The sequence below is a fragment of the Legionella antarctica genome, assembly GCF_011764505.1.
GTDB lineage: Bacteria > Pseudomonadota > Gammaproteobacteria > Legionellales > Legionellaceae > Legionella > Legionella antarctica.
The window spans coordinates 1,855,234-1,872,840 of the sequence record NZ_AP022839.1 but is presented as its reverse complement, the minus strand read 5'-3'; the positions used below and the strand labels follow the sequence as shown (position 1 = coordinate 1,872,840).

Genomic DNA, 17,607 nt, shown 5'->3' with positions numbered 1-17,607 from the left:
TAATCATCAATACCATTCCCAAAGATTGCAGCCCGTATTTACGCAGTTTAATACGGGTTCCTCAAAAAGCTGTGAAATTCTCATGAGTTAGAGTTTTTCTAAAGAGGTTTCCAAAACCAGGGTTAGAAAACTCGTTATCGCTTAAATCATTGTTTTTTTTTAGCTAAAATGCTACATTCAGCCGTTAACTACCCACAGCGAATACGTGCGCATGGCCGTTTGTTTATTTGTCAATTTCTATAATTCTGGTAATAGTAACGCACAGATTCCATCCAGTTTTACTTTTTATACCCGTTAAGGATCTCTAAATTATGAATCATTCAAAGAGGGTTTTGAGCGTTTTTTCCTTGGTAATGATTAACATAATTGCTGTCGATAGTTTAAGAACCTTGCCTATTAGCGCAAAACTTGGTTTGTCATTAATCTCCTATTACTTTATTGCTGCCTTTGCCTTTTTTATCCCTGTGGCACTAGTTGCTGCAGAATTAGCTACCGCCTACCCCAATACCGGGGGAATCTACGTTTGGGTCAGAGAAGCATTTGGCAAACGGGCCGGATTTATAACCATATGGCTTCAGTGGATTTATAATGTTGTCTGGTATCCAACCATACTCGCTTTTATCGCAGCCACCCTTTCTTACCTTATTGCTCCCGAACTCTCCAATAATAAATTCTATCTGCTAGGTACAACTCTGAGTTTATTTTGGCTCTTTACTTTTTTGAACTGCTTTGGGATGAGAATTTCCAGCATAGTGAGCATTATTGGTGCCTCTATTGGTACCGTTTTACCAATGCTCATCATTATTATCCTGGGAATTAATTGGTGGATTCAGGGTAAAACAATGGCAATTAATTATTCTGCTTCCTGGCTACCAGATTTTAGTTCTTTGGGGAACTTATCGCTCTTTGCTGCTGTATTATTTGGTTTAATCGGGATGGAAATGTCGGCTGTACATGCTGAAGAGGTAAAAAATCCACAACGCGATTACCCAAAGGCATTACTTTATTCTACGCTAGTAATCATCTCTACTTTGTCTTTAGGTTCTCTTGCTATTGTTATAGTTGTACCCAATGAAAGTTTAAGTGTAGTATCAGGATTGATTGATGCGTACTCTATATTTTTCAATTCCTATAATATGCCGTGGATGACATCAATCATTGCCGTATTAATTATTTTAGGTGGCATCAGCGGCGTTTCGGCCTGGATTATTGGACCCACTAAAGGATTATTAGTTTCTGCTCGAGATGGATCTCTACCTGCCCGATTTGCCCAAGTTAATAAGTATGGTGCTCCGGTCACTATCCTGGTAACCCAAGCTATTATATTTACCTGTCTTAGTTCTGTCTTTATCCTGCTTGATTCAATCAATGCTGCCTATTGGATGTTAAGTGATTTAAGTGCACAAATGGCATTGATGGTTTATGTCATCATGTTTGCTGCTGCTATCAAACTGCGATACAGCAAGCCCGACCAACCGCGAGGATATACTATTCCCGGTGGTAATATAGTGATGTGGTTAGTCTCCGGTACCGGGATTGTTTGCTGCCTGGCTGCAATGTTTATCGGCTTCGTACCCCCTACTCAAATACCTATTGGCAATATAGTTTTCTTTGAATCATTTTTAGTCGGAGGATTAACTCTTTTTGTGCTAATTCCCTGGTTGCTTGCGAAAAAACATTAACAATGAACTCCATTCACTTTAGCCCCTTGATGTTTATCACTTTAGCAATAAACATCAAGTAACAGAGCTTGATTATCACATTAACTAAATGTCTTCTGGCAAAGACATGAGACTTGCATTACCCCCAGCAGCGGTGGTATCTACTGTATAAGTACGCTCATGGCATAACCGAACCAAATAATTTGGCCCACCCGCTTTTGGCCCAGTCCCAGATAATCCTTCACCACCGAAAGGCTGCAGACCAACAACTGCGCCGATCATATTTCGATTAACGTAACAATTACCGACATGAACCCTTTTTCTTATATACTCAACCGTTTCATTGATACGACTGTGGATCCCCAGAGTTAACCCATATCCGGTTTGATTAATTTGCTCAATTACCTTATCGATTTCTTTTCTTTTGAACTTAATAACGTGAAGTACAGGACCAAAAATTTCTTTTTCCAACGAGCTAATACTGTCTATAGCTATTGCGGTGGGTGGCATATAATAACCTGATGCTGCATCTTCATTGAGCTGGCATTGATACAAAATCTCATGGCGTTTTTTCATGTTTTCAACATGCCCTTTTATCAGGGATAATGCTTCCTGATCAATTACAGGACCAACATCGGTGGATAACCAGCGAGGGTCACCTACAACCAACTCTGCCATCGCTCCTTTTAGAAGAACTGTAGTTCGTGCATACACCTCCTCCTGAACATACAATACACGAAGAGCAGAACATCTTTGTCCGGCACTACCAAAAGCAGAACCAATCACATCAATAACTACTTGTTCCAGTAATGCTGAAGAATCAACAATCATCGCGTTTTGACCACCTGTTTCAGCAATTAATGGAATTATTTCCCCCTCACGGGCAGCCAGAGTCTTATTAATGTGGTTTGCAGTCTCAGTTGATCCCGTAAACAATACTGCTTTTATCCTTTTATCCGCAACTAGTGCAGCTCCAATGAGCTCACCTGAACCGGGAAGTAATTGTATGGCACCAGCCGGTACCCCAGCTTGATGCATTAATTTCACCGCATATGCAGCTATCAGTGATGTTTGTTCTGCTGGTTTTGCTATAACACAGTTTCCGGTTACCAAGCCTGCTACGACTTGGCCAGTAAAAATGGCTAGAGGGAAATTCCAGGGACTAATACAAAGGATTGTACCGCGTGGATGCAAACTTAATTCATCTAACTCACCGGTGTATCCATGTAAACGAGTAGGATTTGCCATCAATTGTTGTGCCATAATGGCGTAGTAACGACAAAAATCTATGGCTTCGCGCACTTCTGCAATCCCATCATTCCAGGTTTTTCCTGCCTCAAGGCAGGCTAAAGCCATCAATTCAACCATGTTGGTTTGCAATAAATCAGCAAAACGGTTGATAGAAGAAGCACGTTCCTCTACAGTTGTTTTACCCCATAGAGCAAAAGCTCGCTCAGATTGGATGAGTGCTTTTTCAACATCATCCAGTGAAGAATTTTGCAATGAACCGACTACATAATCGGGGTGTTGCGGAGAAGTTACCGGATGGGTTGAATCAACAACAGTACGCCCGGCAATTATAGGCCCGCCTTTCCATTGAGTTAAATCAATTTTTGCTAACTCTTGTTGCAATAGAGCTGTATCATATCGATTACTAAAATCAAATCCTTTAGAGTTTTTTCTCCCAGGTAAAAATATTGCTTCTGGCAAAGGAATATTTTTATTCATACTACCCAATAAAGACTTTGCTTTATTAATCGGATCTTCAACCAGATCGCTAATGGGTGCATTATCATCAGCAATACGATTTACAAAAGAGGAATTTGCTCCATTTTCTAACAATCGCCGAACCAAATAAGGGAGCAAATCTTCATGACTTCCTACAGGTGCATAGATACGGCAAGCTATGCCAAAGTGCTCTTTTGACACTATCTGGTCATATAGTTCACTTCCCATTCCATGCAGGCACTGGAACTCAAAATCCTTATAATCACCCACTATATTGAGGATCAACGCTACTGAATACGCATTATGAGTTGCAAATTGTGGATATATAGCATCAGTCATGGTTAAGATTTTTTTCGCACAAGCCTGAAAAGAAACATCAGTGAATACTTTACGAGTAAAAACAGGGTATTCTGTTAAACCTTGCATTTGGGTTTTTTTAATTTCACTATCCCAATAGGCCCCCTTAATCAGGCGCACCATAATACGTCTATGTTTTTTTCGTGCTAAATCAGCTACCCAATCCAATATATAGAAAGCTCTCTTTTGATACGATTGCACTGCCAGGCCAAAACCATTCCAACCATCCAAACTCTCATCACAGAACACCTTCTCAATGAGATCAAGTGATAAATCGAGGCGCTCTGACTCTTCAGCATCAATGGTTAAAGCAATATCATAATGTTTTGCCAGTCGAGCCAATACTAATAATTTATCAGACAGTTCAGTCATTACGGACTCACGCTGACTCTCGCTGTAGCGCGGGTGTAGGGCAGATAATTTTATAGAAATTCCTGCACGTTTATAAACATCTGAATTTTTATCTGATTTTTGACCTATGGATTCGATAGCAAGTTTATAAGCTTCAAAATATCGACCTGAATCAGCTGATGTGAGTGCAGCTTCACCTAGCATGTCATACGAATATCGATAGCCTTGAGACTCTTTCTTTTTAGCTCGAGTCAATGCTTCGTCAATAGTACGTCCCATCACGAATTGTGTACTCATAACTCGCATGGCTTTTTCCACCGCAGTACGAACCATCGCCTCACTGCTGCGATTAACTAATTTCATTAATACTTTGGTTAGAGCATTCCCAGCTTTTTCCGGTGCCAATACTTTTCCCGTTAACATCAAAGCCCAAGTGGTTGCATTAACAAAAAATGATTCACTTTGTCCTCTATGAGAACTCCAGTCCCCACCGGATAGCTTATCTTTAATTAAATTATCTATAGTCGCATTATCTGGAACCCTTAATAAGGCTTCTGCCAGACACATTAAAGCAATCCCTTCCTCACTGGATAAAGCATACTCCATCAAAAATGAATCCATACCTGTATTTTTTTTGCGCTCAGTACGGACCGCTTCCACTAATTTAATTGCACTGCTTTCGATACCTGCCGTTTGTTGCTGTCCAAGTGCTGCCTTTTCACATAACTCAGTAATCAAGGATAACTCATCTAAACGATAAGCCTGATTAATAGCAGCTCGTAAACCTTCGGGTAAATTAATGGACTGCTTTTCCAGCATAATATTCTCCGAAATCAAAAAAAAATAACAACAAAAGATCATAATGCAGAACCACATTAAAAGAAATGCATAGGTTCTTTCTAATGCATTATATGACTAGAATCGTGATTAATTAAAGGGAAAGCATGCTGTAAAGAGAAAAAAAATGGAATTAAATGAGGGCATATTGATTAATTATTCAATATTTTGATTACTTTTTAATCGGTCTAATAGTGCATATTATGTTCAATTAGTTAATAGTTTGTTCGGTTGCTTTTTTAAAGCCCCTGCTAACCCCATGAATTGAATAATATTTCTCCCTGTTGGGCAATGATGGTCCTGATAATTTTACATTTATGTAATTTGTGAATATAATAACCATCTTTTTAATGACCAATAACGGCGATTTAATAAGAAGAATGGAGAAGTATGAATACATTATTAACTCTAATCTCAACCGTCATATTAACGAGTAACATTACATCCAGCACCACTACTTTTGCCAAAACAGGTCCCGACCTAAATAGTCAGCTACAACATCTAAGTCACAGGGCTCCCCAGTTAAATAAAAATGTGCTGAAACTTGCCTTAACTGCTTATACAAACGCGGACAAACGAGGCGCGGTTAGAAAGCCTGTTCTTACTGTGATCGATTACTCTCTACCCTCAAACAAACAACGTATGTGGGTCTTTGATGTTCGGAATGAACGCCTTCTCTATAATACTTATGTTGCTCACGGTAAAAATTCAGGTGTTAATAGAGCAAATCACTTTTCCAATCAAGAGTCAAGTAAGCAATCCAGTCTTGGAACATACATTACAAAAGACACCTATATAGGTCACAAAGGATATTCTTTAAACTTACAAGGGTTAGATAAAGGTTTTAATACCAATGCCTACAACAGACGCGTTGTGATGCATGGAGCATGGTATATGGAACCTGATTTCATTAAAAGAGCTGGTCGTGCAGGCCTGTCTTGGGGCTGCCCAGCGATAGCACAAACCTTAGCTAAGCCCATTATCAACACCATTAAAAATGGTTCAGTAATTTTCGCCTATTTTCCTGATAAAAATTTCTTATCTCATTCAGGTTACTTAGTGGCCTAAAAATAAAGCCAGGGCAAGCCCTGGCTTTTCGCAGTCATCCGCATAAGAACATCCAGTTCTTATAAGTCATCCTGACAAATCAAATCCGTCTGATTACAAATCCTTTTGCTTGACTCATATCCGTACAAGTCATGTATATAATTTAGCAACTTGAAACAATAAGTGCAAGGAACCTGGCTTGATATACATCATTAACTTAAGTGCAACCACCGACTTCCATCATATAAAATAAATATATAAAACAATAGGTTATTTTTTTTGCCGTTAATGGATGTAGAAAAAATGCCGTTATTCCCCCAGTGTTTTGAGAAATATCTTACAAAGAATAGAGCAACAAATTCCTTTTTTAGCCAATTTATTTTTATCAACAGGAAAAAAATGTGTCTTTCTCATCAAACCAAGGAGATATCCTCGATAGGTAAGTGGTACGCATACAACTAGTACTCATAAATTTCATTGCCAAAAAGCTACAATGCTTCTGATAGATGATGTAGAATCTCTAAAAAAATTCATTGTCGCTTGATTATGCCATGAGATATGGTAGCTTAATCAAGATATCATGATTCAGAGTAAAACTATGAACCAACAGATTAATGCAGTTAAGAAAGATAAACTTCAAATTATAGACTGGCTTATAGAACATTTTCCCAGCGCTTTTTTTAAAAAAGGTAACCAGATTAAACCGCTTAAAATTGGCATATTTGATGATATTATTGATTTTTATGAGCGTTTGGACTCCCCTCCTTTTAGCAAAAAGTCTTTAAGAGAAGCTTTAAGTTACTACAGTGCATCCCCTGCCTACTTGAGCTGTCAAAAACCCGATACTGCTCGAGTAGATATTTATGGCAATGAAGTAGATGTAGTTACTCCTGATCAGGCTAAGTATGCACACCAACGATTTCAGGAGCGATACGCTAAGAAAAAAGAACAGGATTGATGTTTTGAATTCAATAATTAATTAAATTTATTGGTTACTTGGATTTAGGTTCATGTCAAATACTGTGACGTATAGGGCAGTCAAAGCCAGCAAAGATTCCTAAAGTTAACCTGCATGTTATTAGTCCAACCAAACTCATTGTAAGGCTAACAAATAATTAACAGCTACATCTGTACTTAGTGTGGCTGTTCTTAAAACAGGGTTATAGGCCATACCCTTCATATCAATTAAATTTAAATTAAACGACCGAGCCATAGCGACTAACTCACTGGGTTTAATAAACTTATGATAGTCGTGGGTTTGTCTTGGTAAAATGTTCAAAACATATTCTGCTACAAGAATTGCGCTTGCATAAGCTTTTAAAGTACGACTAATTGTAGATAGAAATAACATTCCCTGGGTCTTAAGCAATCGTTTACAGTGTTTTAGGACGAGTTCTGGATTCTGAACATGCTCCAACATTTCCATACATGTTACAATATGAAATTTTTTGCTTTTAAATTCTTCTATGGGCATACAATAATAATCAATAGATAACTGATTTTCTCTAGCATGCTCTTTTGCAACCCTGATTGCTTCGTCAGCGGCATCAATACCTGTAACACTCGCCCCAGCCTTAGCCATGGCTTCGCATAAAATTCCGCCACCACAACCTATATCCAGAACATTCAAACCTTTTAAATCGATATACTGAGAAATAAATGCAAGCCGGGTATCATTAATGTCATGCAACGTTTTTAGAGGACCTTGAGTATCCCACCAATCCTGTGCATGTTTGGAAAATTTATGCACTTCCTGATCATCAATAGTTGATTCAATATGCTTCATTTGATAATAAATCCAAGGGTTGAAGAATTCTATTACAGCTAATTAGCAATAAAGCTTACATTATAAAGATGTTCAGTGGCTAGGCCTACAGAGAATTTATCTTGAGGAAAAATCTCTGCCATTTAACCAATGAGATTAACTGGACAGTCGGCCTGATAATCGTTAATTGTTCCACAAGAACCTCCAGACAAAGTTCCCAATTAAAAGCATGATAATGATTCAATCCGGGAAATCAGGTCCTGTCCCACAACAATTGCTTTAGATAATTATTATCGATGCAATTCGCATCGATACGATCCTGGCTCTCTACTCTATTGATTTAATACACCAAGTATATACCTGACACAATCTTACTGGATAATTGTTTTTTAAGACAAAAACTCTAAAATCAATTTTTTTTTATAAAGAGCAATTAATTGAACACCTGATTAACACTATGAGGTATAATGAGGCATTTATATATTCGGAAACTGCTATGATTACTTTAAGCGCTACTCTAATGGGAATGGAAAAAACAGGGAAAACAATGATTGGCAAAAGACTGACATCTCGATACGGACTCCATACCAATTTGCTCACGCCCCCTTATAAACCAACAATTGCACCTGACTTCTCTGTAATGATGATTGAAAATGAGCCTGAGCAAGTGAATATCAAAGTATGGGATATTCCAGGTGATAGCGTTAAGAAACAGATGGCCATCCCATTTTTTTTTAATTCCAATTTTGGTCTTTATTGCATCGATTTATCAGTCGTATTGACAGAAGAGATGCTTAGTAAAATAAAAATTGAGATTGATAAATATAAAAGATGCAGTCCTGATGCTCAATTAATTTTGGTAGGTACTAAAAGAGACTGTGCTTTACCCAATGCATTGCAAACAGCGCAGAACTTATTAGCAGAGATATCCTTTGTGCGGGTAATCTCTACTTCAGCTGGAGAGAAGGATGGTCTACAAGATCTGCAAGACTTTCTGACTATGGAAGGGAAAAAACTGATTCCCCGGTATGAAAGACCTTATTTTCCCCCTCAAACAATACAACCAGATAATGCTATTCTAAAAGCAAGAAATCGCTGTCGAAAAGATTCAGATTTACATCATGCTCTGGATCATTTAAATGCGAGCATGGAGTACTTGAATGATGCCACGATCGAAGCAATTGGGGATGAAGTCAATATATTGCTTGACGATCTATCAAATCTTTCTGTAGCGGATAAGGCGAACAGAATTAATTTATTTATTGAAAAGAGTAATGAACGGTTACAAGGTAAACATCAATTTCTTGAAAAGATCATTTTATCTGTTGCCCTTACTGCTGCAATGACTGCAATTGCTGCGATGATAGGTTTTGGCATTGGATTCGCATTAGGAATCTGGTCAGGGCCTGGTGCCTTCTTTACCGGATTGGCAGCAGGCAGTGCCGCTGCGGTAGCCGTGGTTGGCGGTGCTTCTTTATTTGGTACAGCAACTTTAGCTTATACCTCTCATCGATTCTTTAAAACAACCTTGGTACAGGAGTTGATTAACGACGTTGCGGAAGCAGCTGACGTAAACGATCTCGCACAGGCCTACTAGAATTTCATCTACTCCTGTTTTCAAATCGCGTGTTCCTATTATGGAACACGCAGTAACAAAAAATCATTATTTTTTACCTTTAAAATTTCAAAAACCAAGTAGCTCGCTGGTTTTCAACCACGTTGAAAAATCATTAAAAAAAACTGCAAAATAAAAATATTCATCCATACTCTTATTATAATATTTTATTAATCTACAACTTATAGGAACTAATAATATGGATTACATGCAACGAATTGACGAACAAGGGAAACCCTATTTAGAAGTAAAAACCAAAGGTTTTACCCTTATTTCAAATCCTATTTTGAACAAGGGAACTGGCTTTACAGAACAAGAGCGATTGGATTTTTTTCTTAATGGATTACTACCTCCAGAAGTAAGTACCATTTCTGAGCAGCATCAACGCTCTTACGAAGCGTTTACAAATAAGAAGAGTGACTTGGAAAAGTACATCTATATGCGTGATCTACAGGACTCAAATGAAACTCTATTTTACAGCCTAATCAAAGAACACACGGTTGAAATAATGCCCATAGTTTATACGCCTGTTGTAGGTGCTGCCTGCCAAAGTTTTAGTCATATTTATCGCAGACCTCGCGGACTTTTTATTGCTTATCCTAACCGTGATAAAATCGATACCATTTTGGCGAATCCTCGCTTTGATCAGGTAAAAGTGATTGTAGTGTCCGATGGTGAACGTATTCTGGGCTTAGGTGATCAGGGGGCTGGAGGCATGGGGATCCCTATTGGTAAACTGGCATTATATTCAGCCTGCGCAGGTATCCATCCAGCAACAACACTACCTGTTTTGCTTGATACAGGAACAAATAATGCTGAATTACTCAAGGATCCTCTTTATGTAGGATGGCGGCATGAGCGGGTTCGTGATGAAGCGTATGATGAATTTGTTGATGCCTTTATTAAAGCAATAAAGAAACGGTTTCCTAACATACTCTTGCAATGGGAAGATTTCGCTCTCCAAAACGCAACCCGTCTATTAGATAAATACAGAAATCAATTATGTACTTTCAATGATGATGTCCAAGGGACTGCAGCAATTGCAACAGGTACTTTATTGGCAGCAGTGCAAGTAACAGGTATTCAATTGCGTGACCAGAAAATTGTAATTGTAGGAGCCGGCTCTGCTGGTTGTGGTATTGCAGAACTTATTGTCCAGGCAATGACTGCAGACGGTAGTTCAGAAGAAAAAGCACGGTCGCAAATATATATGATTGACCGTAATGGTTTATTGCTCGAGGGTATGCATGGTTTATTGCCCTTCCAGGAAAAATTATTAAAAGCCAAAGACGCCATTACAAACTGGAAATGCGAAAATGATAATATAGTGAGTTTGAAAGACGTTATTAACAATTTACATCCGAATGCTTTGCTGGGTGTATCTGCTCAACCGGGAATATTTACAGAAGAACTCGTTCGAGAAATGGCTTCTCATGTCGATAAACCAATTATCATGCCTCTTTCAAACCCTATATCTCGTAGTGAAGCAACCCCAGAAAACTTGATGAAATGGACTAATGAGCGTGCAGTAATTGGTACAGGAAGCCCATTTGGCAACATTATTAAGGATGGGAAACCCTTTCGAGTAGATCAAACCAATAACGTTTATATATTTCCTGGAATGGGGCTAGGGTTAATTGCAGCACAAGCCAAAATAGTCACCGATACAATGTTCATGGCTGCTGCAAAAGCCCTTGCAGACTGCTCACCAGCCAAGGACAATCCTCACGCAAATTTATTACCCTCCCTTGATAGGGTAAGAGAAGTATCCTATCAAGTAGCACTGGCAGTAGCAAAAGAAGCGGTTAAATGTGAATTAGCTGCCCCTATGACAGATGATCAATTGGAAAAATGCATACGGGCACACATTTGGGAACCGGTTTATATTCCTTATCGCAAAGCAAAATCCTGACAAATCTATAATGGGTGAAGTTCATTCAGCTTCATCCATACCAGCAGTTAGTTTAAGCTCTTAGAGCTATCCTGATTACCGGACGATATTTTGTATTGTCTGCACTTTATTTAAATTTAAGCTTGAAATGCCAATTCATTTAGTATGATACTTTAACTGTTGGGTTCAAAATTATTTCGCCACGATTTTATCAGGGAAGGATAAATACAACTAGACTCACCCAATACTTCTCTTCGATACAGTTAGCAAATTTTAACAAAGGAGCAGTTTTATGCCAAGGATGTCAAGCGGTTCAGGAAATATTGATAAAGATGAATTTAATAAATTGTATCAGAATCTGGAACAAATCAGGAAAGACCTTAGCTTACACAAATGTAAAAATTTAGAAAGTTACACAGCAATACTAAGCCGATATAACCAGGCCAACTCTCAAAATAAAGAAATCAGACAATTTACAGCAGAACATCGCGATGCAAAGAATAAACTCAACAGCCTGGAAAGTAAAATTGCAGTTTTAATGACTCATCACAATTTGAAGTTTGGAATACAGCCTGATTACGCACTGTTAGAGGGAAATATTGAACCCAAACCTGGCATAGCCTCAGAAAGCGACCTTGAAAAGCTCCAATTCGATAAAGAAATGACATTGCGCGAACGAAAAATCAGTCAATACACTCAATTGCTTAAACGATTAGAGCTAAAGCGTGATGAATTTCACACAAGATATCCTGAGGATTCATGTGATGATGTAAGTAAAGCATATGGTGCTGCATGTCAACTGGTCAATATCCTCAATGGCTATGCAGTATCTTATAAGAGACAAACCATCGATCTTAACCAGCTCAAAGAAAACTCATCGAGAGTCATACAAAGCAGACGCATTGGCATCCTTGGTGAGCATAGGGGAGTTAAAGAACTTTTGACTAATCTTTTATTTGCAATTGGTACCCTTGGAATAGGTTATGCGTTTGCAGCTTTGTTTACGCAAAGTTTCACTCCAATAAAGTGCAATACAGATACTGTAGATCTTCTGAATGAAACCAACAAAAAACTGGATGAGATAGGAGGGTTAATCCAATTAACATCTTAAATTAAGTTTTTTATTGTCACTTGGCTTGATGGAGCGCCTAAACGCTCTATTCCCAAGAGTTCTATTTGACGACTACCCCACCTTTAAGCTATTGTTTAATCTTTAGTTTTAGAGCTAAAAACCATGCTTAAATTATATAAAGATCTTATTGATACAATAAAAGCCAATAAAAAAAACATGGTAGATCAGCTCCATGAATTTTGTGTTATCAATTCAGGAACCACCAATCTAACAGGACTTGCAATTATGGCTAAAACGTTGCAGTCGGCTTATGAATCGCTCGCAGATTCCATTCACATGAAAAAATTAAATTCTTTATCCCTTATCGGTATGACAGGACACACAACCCTACAGCACTTCGGCGATGCGCTGTTCATCAGCAAACGGCCTCACTTAAAAAGAAGAATTCTATTGTGTGGTCACATGGATACCGTCTATTCAGCATCCCACCCCTTCCAAAAGTTAACCTATTTAAATGACAATCATGTAAATGGGCCAGGTGTGGCTGATATGAAAGGTGGCCTTATCGTAATGCTTCATGCTTTGAATGCCTTTGAACAAAGCGATATTTCCTCAGAAATGGGTTGGGATGTGTTAATAAATTCCGAAGAAGAAATAGGTTCACCTGCTTCCAGTTTTCTTTTTGACGAACTAGCCACAAATTATCAGGCAGCATTAGTCTATGAACCTGCAATGAATGAAACAGGTACCTTAGCCAAAAATCGAAAAGGCAGTGGAAAGCTAACTGTTGTTGCAACCGGCAAAGCCGCGCATGCTGGTAGAGCATTTGATGAAGGTAGAAATGCTATTTGTTATTTAGCAGAAGCCGTCAATGCAATCCATGCCTTAAATGGGAAATGCGATGGGGTAACTATTAATGTGGGAAAAATTGCAGGAGGCGAAGCATTGAATGTAGTGCCTGATAGGGCTGTAGCTCAACTTGATATACGAATCACTCTGCCTGAAAATGAATTCTGGGTAAGAGATCAGCTGGATAATATTAGTAATAAGTTGAAACGGCCTGATTATTCTTTAACTGTTCAAGGAAGTTTTGGTAGACCAGTAAAGCGAGTGTGTGCTGCTACAGAGCGTCTTTTTAACCGAGTACAAACTTTAGGTAGTGAGTTAGGATTATCTTTAGATTGGAAAGACAGCGGCGGATGTTGTGATGGAAATAATCTGGCTCATCAAGGATTAGCAGTTCTTGATACCCTGGGGGTTAGAGGAGGCAATATCCATAGTACTGAGGAGTATATCTTACTTGATAGTTTACCAGAGCGTGCCGCTCTTAGTGCCTTGCTTTTGATTGATTTAGCCCAAGGTGGCCTGGAGGATCTTAAAAAATGATGCTTTTTCGCAGTGCCCGCGACTCTGATTTAGATGCAATTCATCATTTGGCTGAGCAAAGTGGCGTTGGCATGACTACCCTCCCAAAAGATAAAGACCTACTCCAACAACGTCTTGCATGGTCCTGTGATTCTTATAAAAAAAAGGTAATCAAACCGACTAATGAATATTATCTTTTTGTTCTGGAAGATCAAAGCAACCAAAAAATTGTGGGTACTTCCGGTATAGAGGCCAAAACAGGATATGAAACACCTTTTTATTCTTATAAAGTCTCTAAGCGCACCAGAATATGCCATTCATTGAATATACGTAGTGAATATGAAGTATTAAGTCTTGTAAATGACAATCAAGGGCGGACAGAAATATGTACCCTTTTCCTGGAGCCACAATATAGAAAAAATAATAATGGCTTATTGCTTTCCAAGGCACGTTTTTTATTCATGGCCCAGCACGAAAATCGTTTTACTCCTACTGTTATTGCTGAAATGCGCGGTATATCAAATGAAAAAGGACAATCTCCCTTTTGGGATAATGTTGGATTTCATTTTTTTCATATGCCTTTTGCAGAGGCGGATCGTTTGACTTTGGCAACCAATAAGCAATTTATAGCTGATTTAATGCCCCGAAATCCTATTTACGTCAAATTACTATCATCGGAGGCCCAGGCAGCAATAGGAAAACCACATCAATCAACCATGCCTGCAATGTCTATTCTATTAAAAGAGAGTTTTCGTTATAACAATTACATTGATATCTTTGATGCAGGCCCAACCATTGAGGCGCCAATACATGAAATTAAAACCATATATTTAAGCCGTATTATGGTTATTAAAAGCATTAGTGACGAAGTCAGTAGCAATGAATATTTATTAGCGAACACTCAATTGGAATATCGCGCCACAATTAATTATGCCGTATTTAATCAACAAGAAAGTACCTGTATTATCAGCAGAGATACGGCAACTCTTCTTAAAGTTAAATGCGGTGATTCTCTACGCGTATCACCCATCCAAATTAATCAGGCTCCTTCATTCCAATAAGGAAAAAAGATGTCTAAATTTCGAATCATACAAAGTAAAGGACAATACATTCAAGGTTCATGGGTAAAAGGAACCGGAAGCATTCTTGAATCCATCAATCCAGCCTATGGTACCCTTCTCTGGCAAGGAAGTAATGCTTCAGAACATGAAATTGTTTCAGCAAGTTTCGTTGCAAACCAAGCTCTTGCTTCCTGGTCTTCTTTAAGCTTTGAACAACGTGCACATTATGCAAAAAAGTTTTCCCAACAAGTAGAAAAAAATCGGGGTGAAATTGCACAATTAATTTCTATGGAAACGGGAAAACCTCTATGGGAGTCTCAAACTGAAGTCATGGCAGTTATAGGTAAAATTAATTTGTCGATTCAAGCATATCAAGAAAGGACCTGGACAAAGAAATCATCCTCCCCTGATGCAAATGCATGTCTTCGGTTTAAACCTCAAGGGGTCGTGGTTGTATTAGGTGCTTTTAATTTTCCAGCCCACTTGAGTAATGGACATATAGTACCTGCTCTACTAGCTGGTAACACCATTTTGTACAAACCAAGCGAACTTGCTCCTGCCGTTGCTGAACTGATGATACAATGCTGGCATGATGCTGGTTTGCCTGCAGGAGTGCTTAACTGCTTGCAAGGAGATGCCGCTTGTGGAAAAACATTGTTATCCCAAAACATCCAGGGTGTGTATTTTACAGGCAGCTATCCGACAGGCCTGCGTATTCATCAACAATTTAGTCAAAGACCTGAAGTAATTCTCGCACTTGAAATGGGAGGAAATAACCCATTAGTTATAGATAAAATCAACAATCTGAACGCTGCTGTTTACCAAACTATCCTTTCGACATTAATCACCTCTGGGCAGCGATGTACGTGCGCGAGACGAGTGATAATTCCCAACTCCCACCAAGGTGATGAATTTCTGAAACGATTTGTCAAAGCATGCACATCATTAAGAGTAGGCCCCTTTGACAATCAACCTGAACCTTTTATGGGTCCAGTAATCAGTCATATTCATGCGGTAAAACATCTTCATACTCAACAGAAGCTAGTTGAGTCAGGGGGCGAATTAGTCCTTCCTATGAAGCTTTTAGCTGAATGTACTGGCCTATTGTCCCCAGGAGTCATTGATATGACACAAGTAAAAAATCCAAATGATGAAGAGGTATTTGCTCCTTTTGTGCAAATCTATCGCTATGATGATTTTGAACAAGCCATAGAGTTAGCCAATCAAACCCGCTATGGCTTGTGTGCTGGCTTATTAAGTGATAACGAATCAAATTATCAACACTTTTACCACTCCATACGTGCCGGTCTAATTAATTGGAACAGACCTACTACTGGTGCTGCAAGCAACCTTCCTTTTGGCGGGGTTGGTTTAAGTGGTAATCACAGACCCAGTGCTTATTTTGCAGCTGACTATTGTTCTTATCCAGTTGCAAGTATGGAGCAACCTCTTTTGAATACACCAGCATCTTTGCTACCTGGCATAGTATTGGAATAATATATGAATACCTATGAATTGAATATGGATGGTTTAGTAGGTTTAACTCATCACTATGCCGGCCTTGCCTCTGGAAATATTGCTTCTACAGTGAACGCATTAAGCCCATCGAATCCCCAAGCAGCAGCAAGACAAGGCTTGGATAAAATGCGCATTCTGCATAATATGGGACTCAAACAAGGAGTACTCCCACCTCATCAGCGCCCTAACCTGCATTTACTTTACCAGCTGGGTTTTAATGGCACCCCTGAAGAACAAATCAGAAAAGCCAGTAAAATCGCTCCAGAGCTGCTCAGCGCTTGTTATTCTGCTTCGAGTATGTGGACAGCAAATGCAGCCACTGTTTCTGCAAGCCTTGATACATTAGATAACAAAATTCATTTTACTGCAGCAAATCTAGTGAGTAACCTACATCGACATCAGGAAGCGGATTTTTCCAAAAAACTATTACATACTATTTTTTCAAATTCCAATTTTTTTAATCACCATCCTGTCTTGCCAAGGTCCACTATTACCGGTGATGAAGGAGCTGCAAACCATAACCGTTTATGCCAAAGTCATGGTCATCCTGGCATTAATTTATTCGTCTATGGAAAAAGGGCGTTAAGAACAAACGGGCCTCACTCAGAACCCCAAAAATACCCTGCCAGACAAACCAGGGAAGCTTCCGAAGCTATAGTGCGCAGTCATCAACTAAATCATCAACAGGTCATTTTTGCCTGTCAAAACTCAGATGCGATTGATCAAGGTGTATTTCACAATGATGTCATTTCAGTCGCGAACGAATCAGTATTTATCATCCATGCAGAAGCATTTCACAATCAGGAGGATATTTTAAATACATTAAGGGACAAGGCTGAATTTCCCTTAACTATTATTGAATTATCCAAAGAGCAACTCAGTGTTAAAGATGCAGTCAATACTTATCTCTTTAACTCACAGCTGATAACTTTGCCTGACCAAAACAATATGATGTTAATTGCACCTTTTGAATGTCAAAATAACCCTCGAGTTAAAGCATGTATCCAAGCCATCTTATCTGATAACTCAAATCCCGTTAATAAGGTACATTATCTTGATTTGAAGCAAAGCATGCGTAATGGCGGTGGTCCCGCTTGTTTAAGATTACGTATTCCTTTAAACGAAAAAGAACTGATTGCAATGAGTCAGGGCGTTTTGATTGATGATCAATTATTAGATCATTTAGATCATTGGATTTTAAAACACTACCGTACGGAGTTACATACCAAGGATTTAGCTGATCCCCAGCTAATGAATGAAAGTTTGGAGGCTCTGGATGAATTAACTCAAATTTTAAGATTAGGATCTATTTATCCATTTCAAAACGAGTTGACCTAAT

General features: G+C 38.7%; 12 protein-coding genes. 10 read left to right on the top strand and 2 right to left on the bottom strand.

Translation table 11 applies throughout. The annotated features are described in order from the left end of the window. Positions 1–311 precede the first annotated feature (311 nt). The gene (locus HRS36_RS08955; RefSeq protein ID WP_173237044.1) at positions 312–1,682 is read left to right on the top strand and encodes an APC family permease; all 1,371 of its coding nucleotides are present in this window, start codon (positions 312–314) and stop codon (positions 1,680–1,682) included. Between the two features lie 84 nt (positions 1,683–1,766). Here HRS36_RS08955 and putA read toward each other — a convergent pair whose 3' ends face one another. Next, positions 1,767–4,916, bottom strand: coding sequence for a bifunctional proline dehydrogenase/L-glutamate gamma-semialdehyde dehydrogenase PutA (putA, locus tag HRS36_RS08950; protein ID WP_173237043.1), 3,150 nt, complete (start codon positions 4,914–4,916; stop codon positions 1,767–1,769). A 408-nt stretch (positions 4,917–5,324) separates the two neighbouring features. Here putA and HRS36_RS08945 point away from each other — a divergent pair, with 408 nt between their 5' ends. Further along, the gene (locus HRS36_RS08945) at positions 5,325–6,002 is read left to right on the top strand and encodes a murein L,D-transpeptidase catalytic domain family protein (protein ID WP_173237042.1); all 678 of its coding nucleotides are present in this window, start codon (positions 5,325–5,327) and stop codon (positions 6,000–6,002) included. Between the two features lie 577 nt (positions 6,003–6,579). After that, the gene (locus tag HRS36_RS08940) at positions 6,580–6,939 is read left to right on the top strand and encodes a ProQ/FINO family protein (RefSeq protein ID WP_173238498.1); all 360 of its coding nucleotides are present in this window, start codon (positions 6,580–6,582) and stop codon (positions 6,937–6,939) included. Positions 6,940–7,074: 135 nt separating this feature from the next. Here the strand turns inward: HRS36_RS08940 and ubiG are convergent, their stop codons facing one another. Beyond that, complete coding sequence (gene ubiG, locus HRS36_RS08935) at positions 7,075–7,767, bottom strand: bifunctional 2-polyprenyl-6-hydroxyphenol methylase/3-demethylubiquinol 3-O-methyltransferase UbiG (RefSeq protein WP_173237041.1); 693 nt, start codon at positions 7,765–7,767, stop codon at positions 7,075–7,077. 475 nt (positions 7,768–8,242) lie between these two features. On the opposite strand from ubiG, the gene HRS36_RS08930 reads away from it, so the two are divergent. The 7 genes from HRS36_RS08930 (at position 8,243) to astB (ending at position 17,606) form a co-directional block, all read left to right on the top strand. Further along, the gene (locus HRS36_RS08930; RefSeq protein WP_173237040.1) at positions 8,243–9,343 is read left to right on the top strand and encodes a P-loop NTPase family protein; all 1,101 of its coding nucleotides are present in this window, start codon (positions 8,243–8,245) and stop codon (positions 9,341–9,343) included. A gap of 226 nt (positions 9,344–9,569) precedes the next feature. After that, positions 9,570–11,273, top strand: coding sequence for an NAD-dependent malic enzyme (locus tag HRS36_RS08925; RefSeq protein ID WP_173237039.1), 1,704 nt, complete (start codon positions 9,570–9,572; stop codon positions 11,271–11,273). Positions 11,274–11,544: 271 nt separating this feature from the next. Further along, positions 11,545–12,363 (top strand): hypothetical protein, encoded by an 819-nt coding sequence (locus HRS36_RS08920; RefSeq protein ID WP_173237038.1) that lies wholly within the window; start codon positions 11,545–11,547, stop codon positions 12,361–12,363. Between the two features lie 123 nt (positions 12,364–12,486). Further along, on the top strand, positions 12,487–13,710 hold the full coding sequence (locus HRS36_RS08915; protein WP_173237037.1) for a hydrolase: 1,224 nt from the start codon (positions 12,487–12,489) through the stop codon (positions 13,708–13,710). Continuing rightward, positions 13,707–14,750, top strand: coding sequence for an arginine N-succinyltransferase (gene astA, locus HRS36_RS08910; RefSeq protein WP_173237036.1), 1,044 nt, complete (start codon positions 13,707–13,709; stop codon positions 14,748–14,750). Before HRS36_RS08915 ends, astA begins: the two co-directional genes overlap by 4 nt. 9 nt (positions 14,751–14,759) lie before the next feature. Beyond that, the gene (gene astD, locus HRS36_RS08905) at positions 14,760–16,247 is read left to right on the top strand and encodes a succinylglutamate-semialdehyde dehydrogenase (protein ID WP_173237035.1); all 1,488 of its coding nucleotides are present in this window, start codon (positions 14,760–14,762) and stop codon (positions 16,245–16,247) included. A gap of 3 nt (positions 16,248–16,250) precedes the next feature. Continuing rightward, positions 16,251–17,606 (top strand): N-succinylarginine dihydrolase, encoded by a 1,356-nt coding sequence (gene astB / locus HRS36_RS08900; protein WP_173237034.1) that lies wholly within the window; start codon positions 16,251–16,253, stop codon positions 17,604–17,606. The last annotated feature ends 1 nt before the right edge of the window (position 17,607 follow it).

Excerpts from the sequence above, each read along its gene's own strand:
- astD (WP_173237035.1), top strand. The coding sequence starts at position 14,760 with ATGTCTAAATTTCGAATCATACAAAGTAAAGGACAATACATTCAAGGT.
- HRS36_RS08955 (WP_173237044.1), top strand. The coding sequence starts at position 312 with ATGAATCATTCAAAGAGGGTTTTGAGCGTTTTTTCCTTGGTAATGATT.
- astB (WP_173237034.1), top strand. The coding sequence starts at position 16,251 with ATGAATACCTATGAATTGAATATGGATGGTTTAGTAGGTTTAACTCAT.
- putA (WP_173237043.1), bottom strand. The coding sequence starts at position 4,916 with ATGCTGGAAAAGCAGTCCATTAATTTACCCGAAGGTTTACGAGCTGCT.
- ubiG (WP_173237041.1), bottom strand. The coding sequence starts at position 7,767 with ATGAAGCATATTGAATCAACTATTGATGATCAGGAAGTGCATAAATTT.
- HRS36_RS08925 (WP_173237039.1), top strand. The coding sequence starts at position 9,570 with ATGCAACGAATTGACGAACAAGGGAAACCCTATTTAGAAGTAAAAACC.
- HRS36_RS08915 (WP_173237037.1), top strand. The coding sequence starts at position 12,487 with ATGCTTAAATTATATAAAGATCTTATTGATACAATAAAAGCCAATAAA.
- HRS36_RS08920 (WP_173237038.1), top strand. The coding sequence starts at position 11,545 with ATGCCAAGGATGTCAAGCGGTTCAGGAAATATTGATAAAGATGAATTT.
- HRS36_RS08940 (WP_173238498.1), top strand. The coding sequence starts at position 6,580 with ATGAACCAACAGATTAATGCAGTTAAGAAAGATAAACTTCAAATTATA.
- HRS36_RS08945 (WP_173237042.1), top strand. The coding sequence starts at position 5,325 with ATGAATACATTATTAACTCTAATCTCAACCGTCATATTAACGAGTAAC.
- astA (WP_173237036.1), top strand. The coding sequence starts at position 13,707 with ATGATGCTTTTTCGCAGTGCCCGCGACTCTGATTTAGATGCAATTCAT.
- HRS36_RS08930 (WP_173237040.1), top strand. The coding sequence starts at position 8,243 with ATGATTACTTTAAGCGCTACTCTAATGGGAATGGAAAAAACAGGGAAA.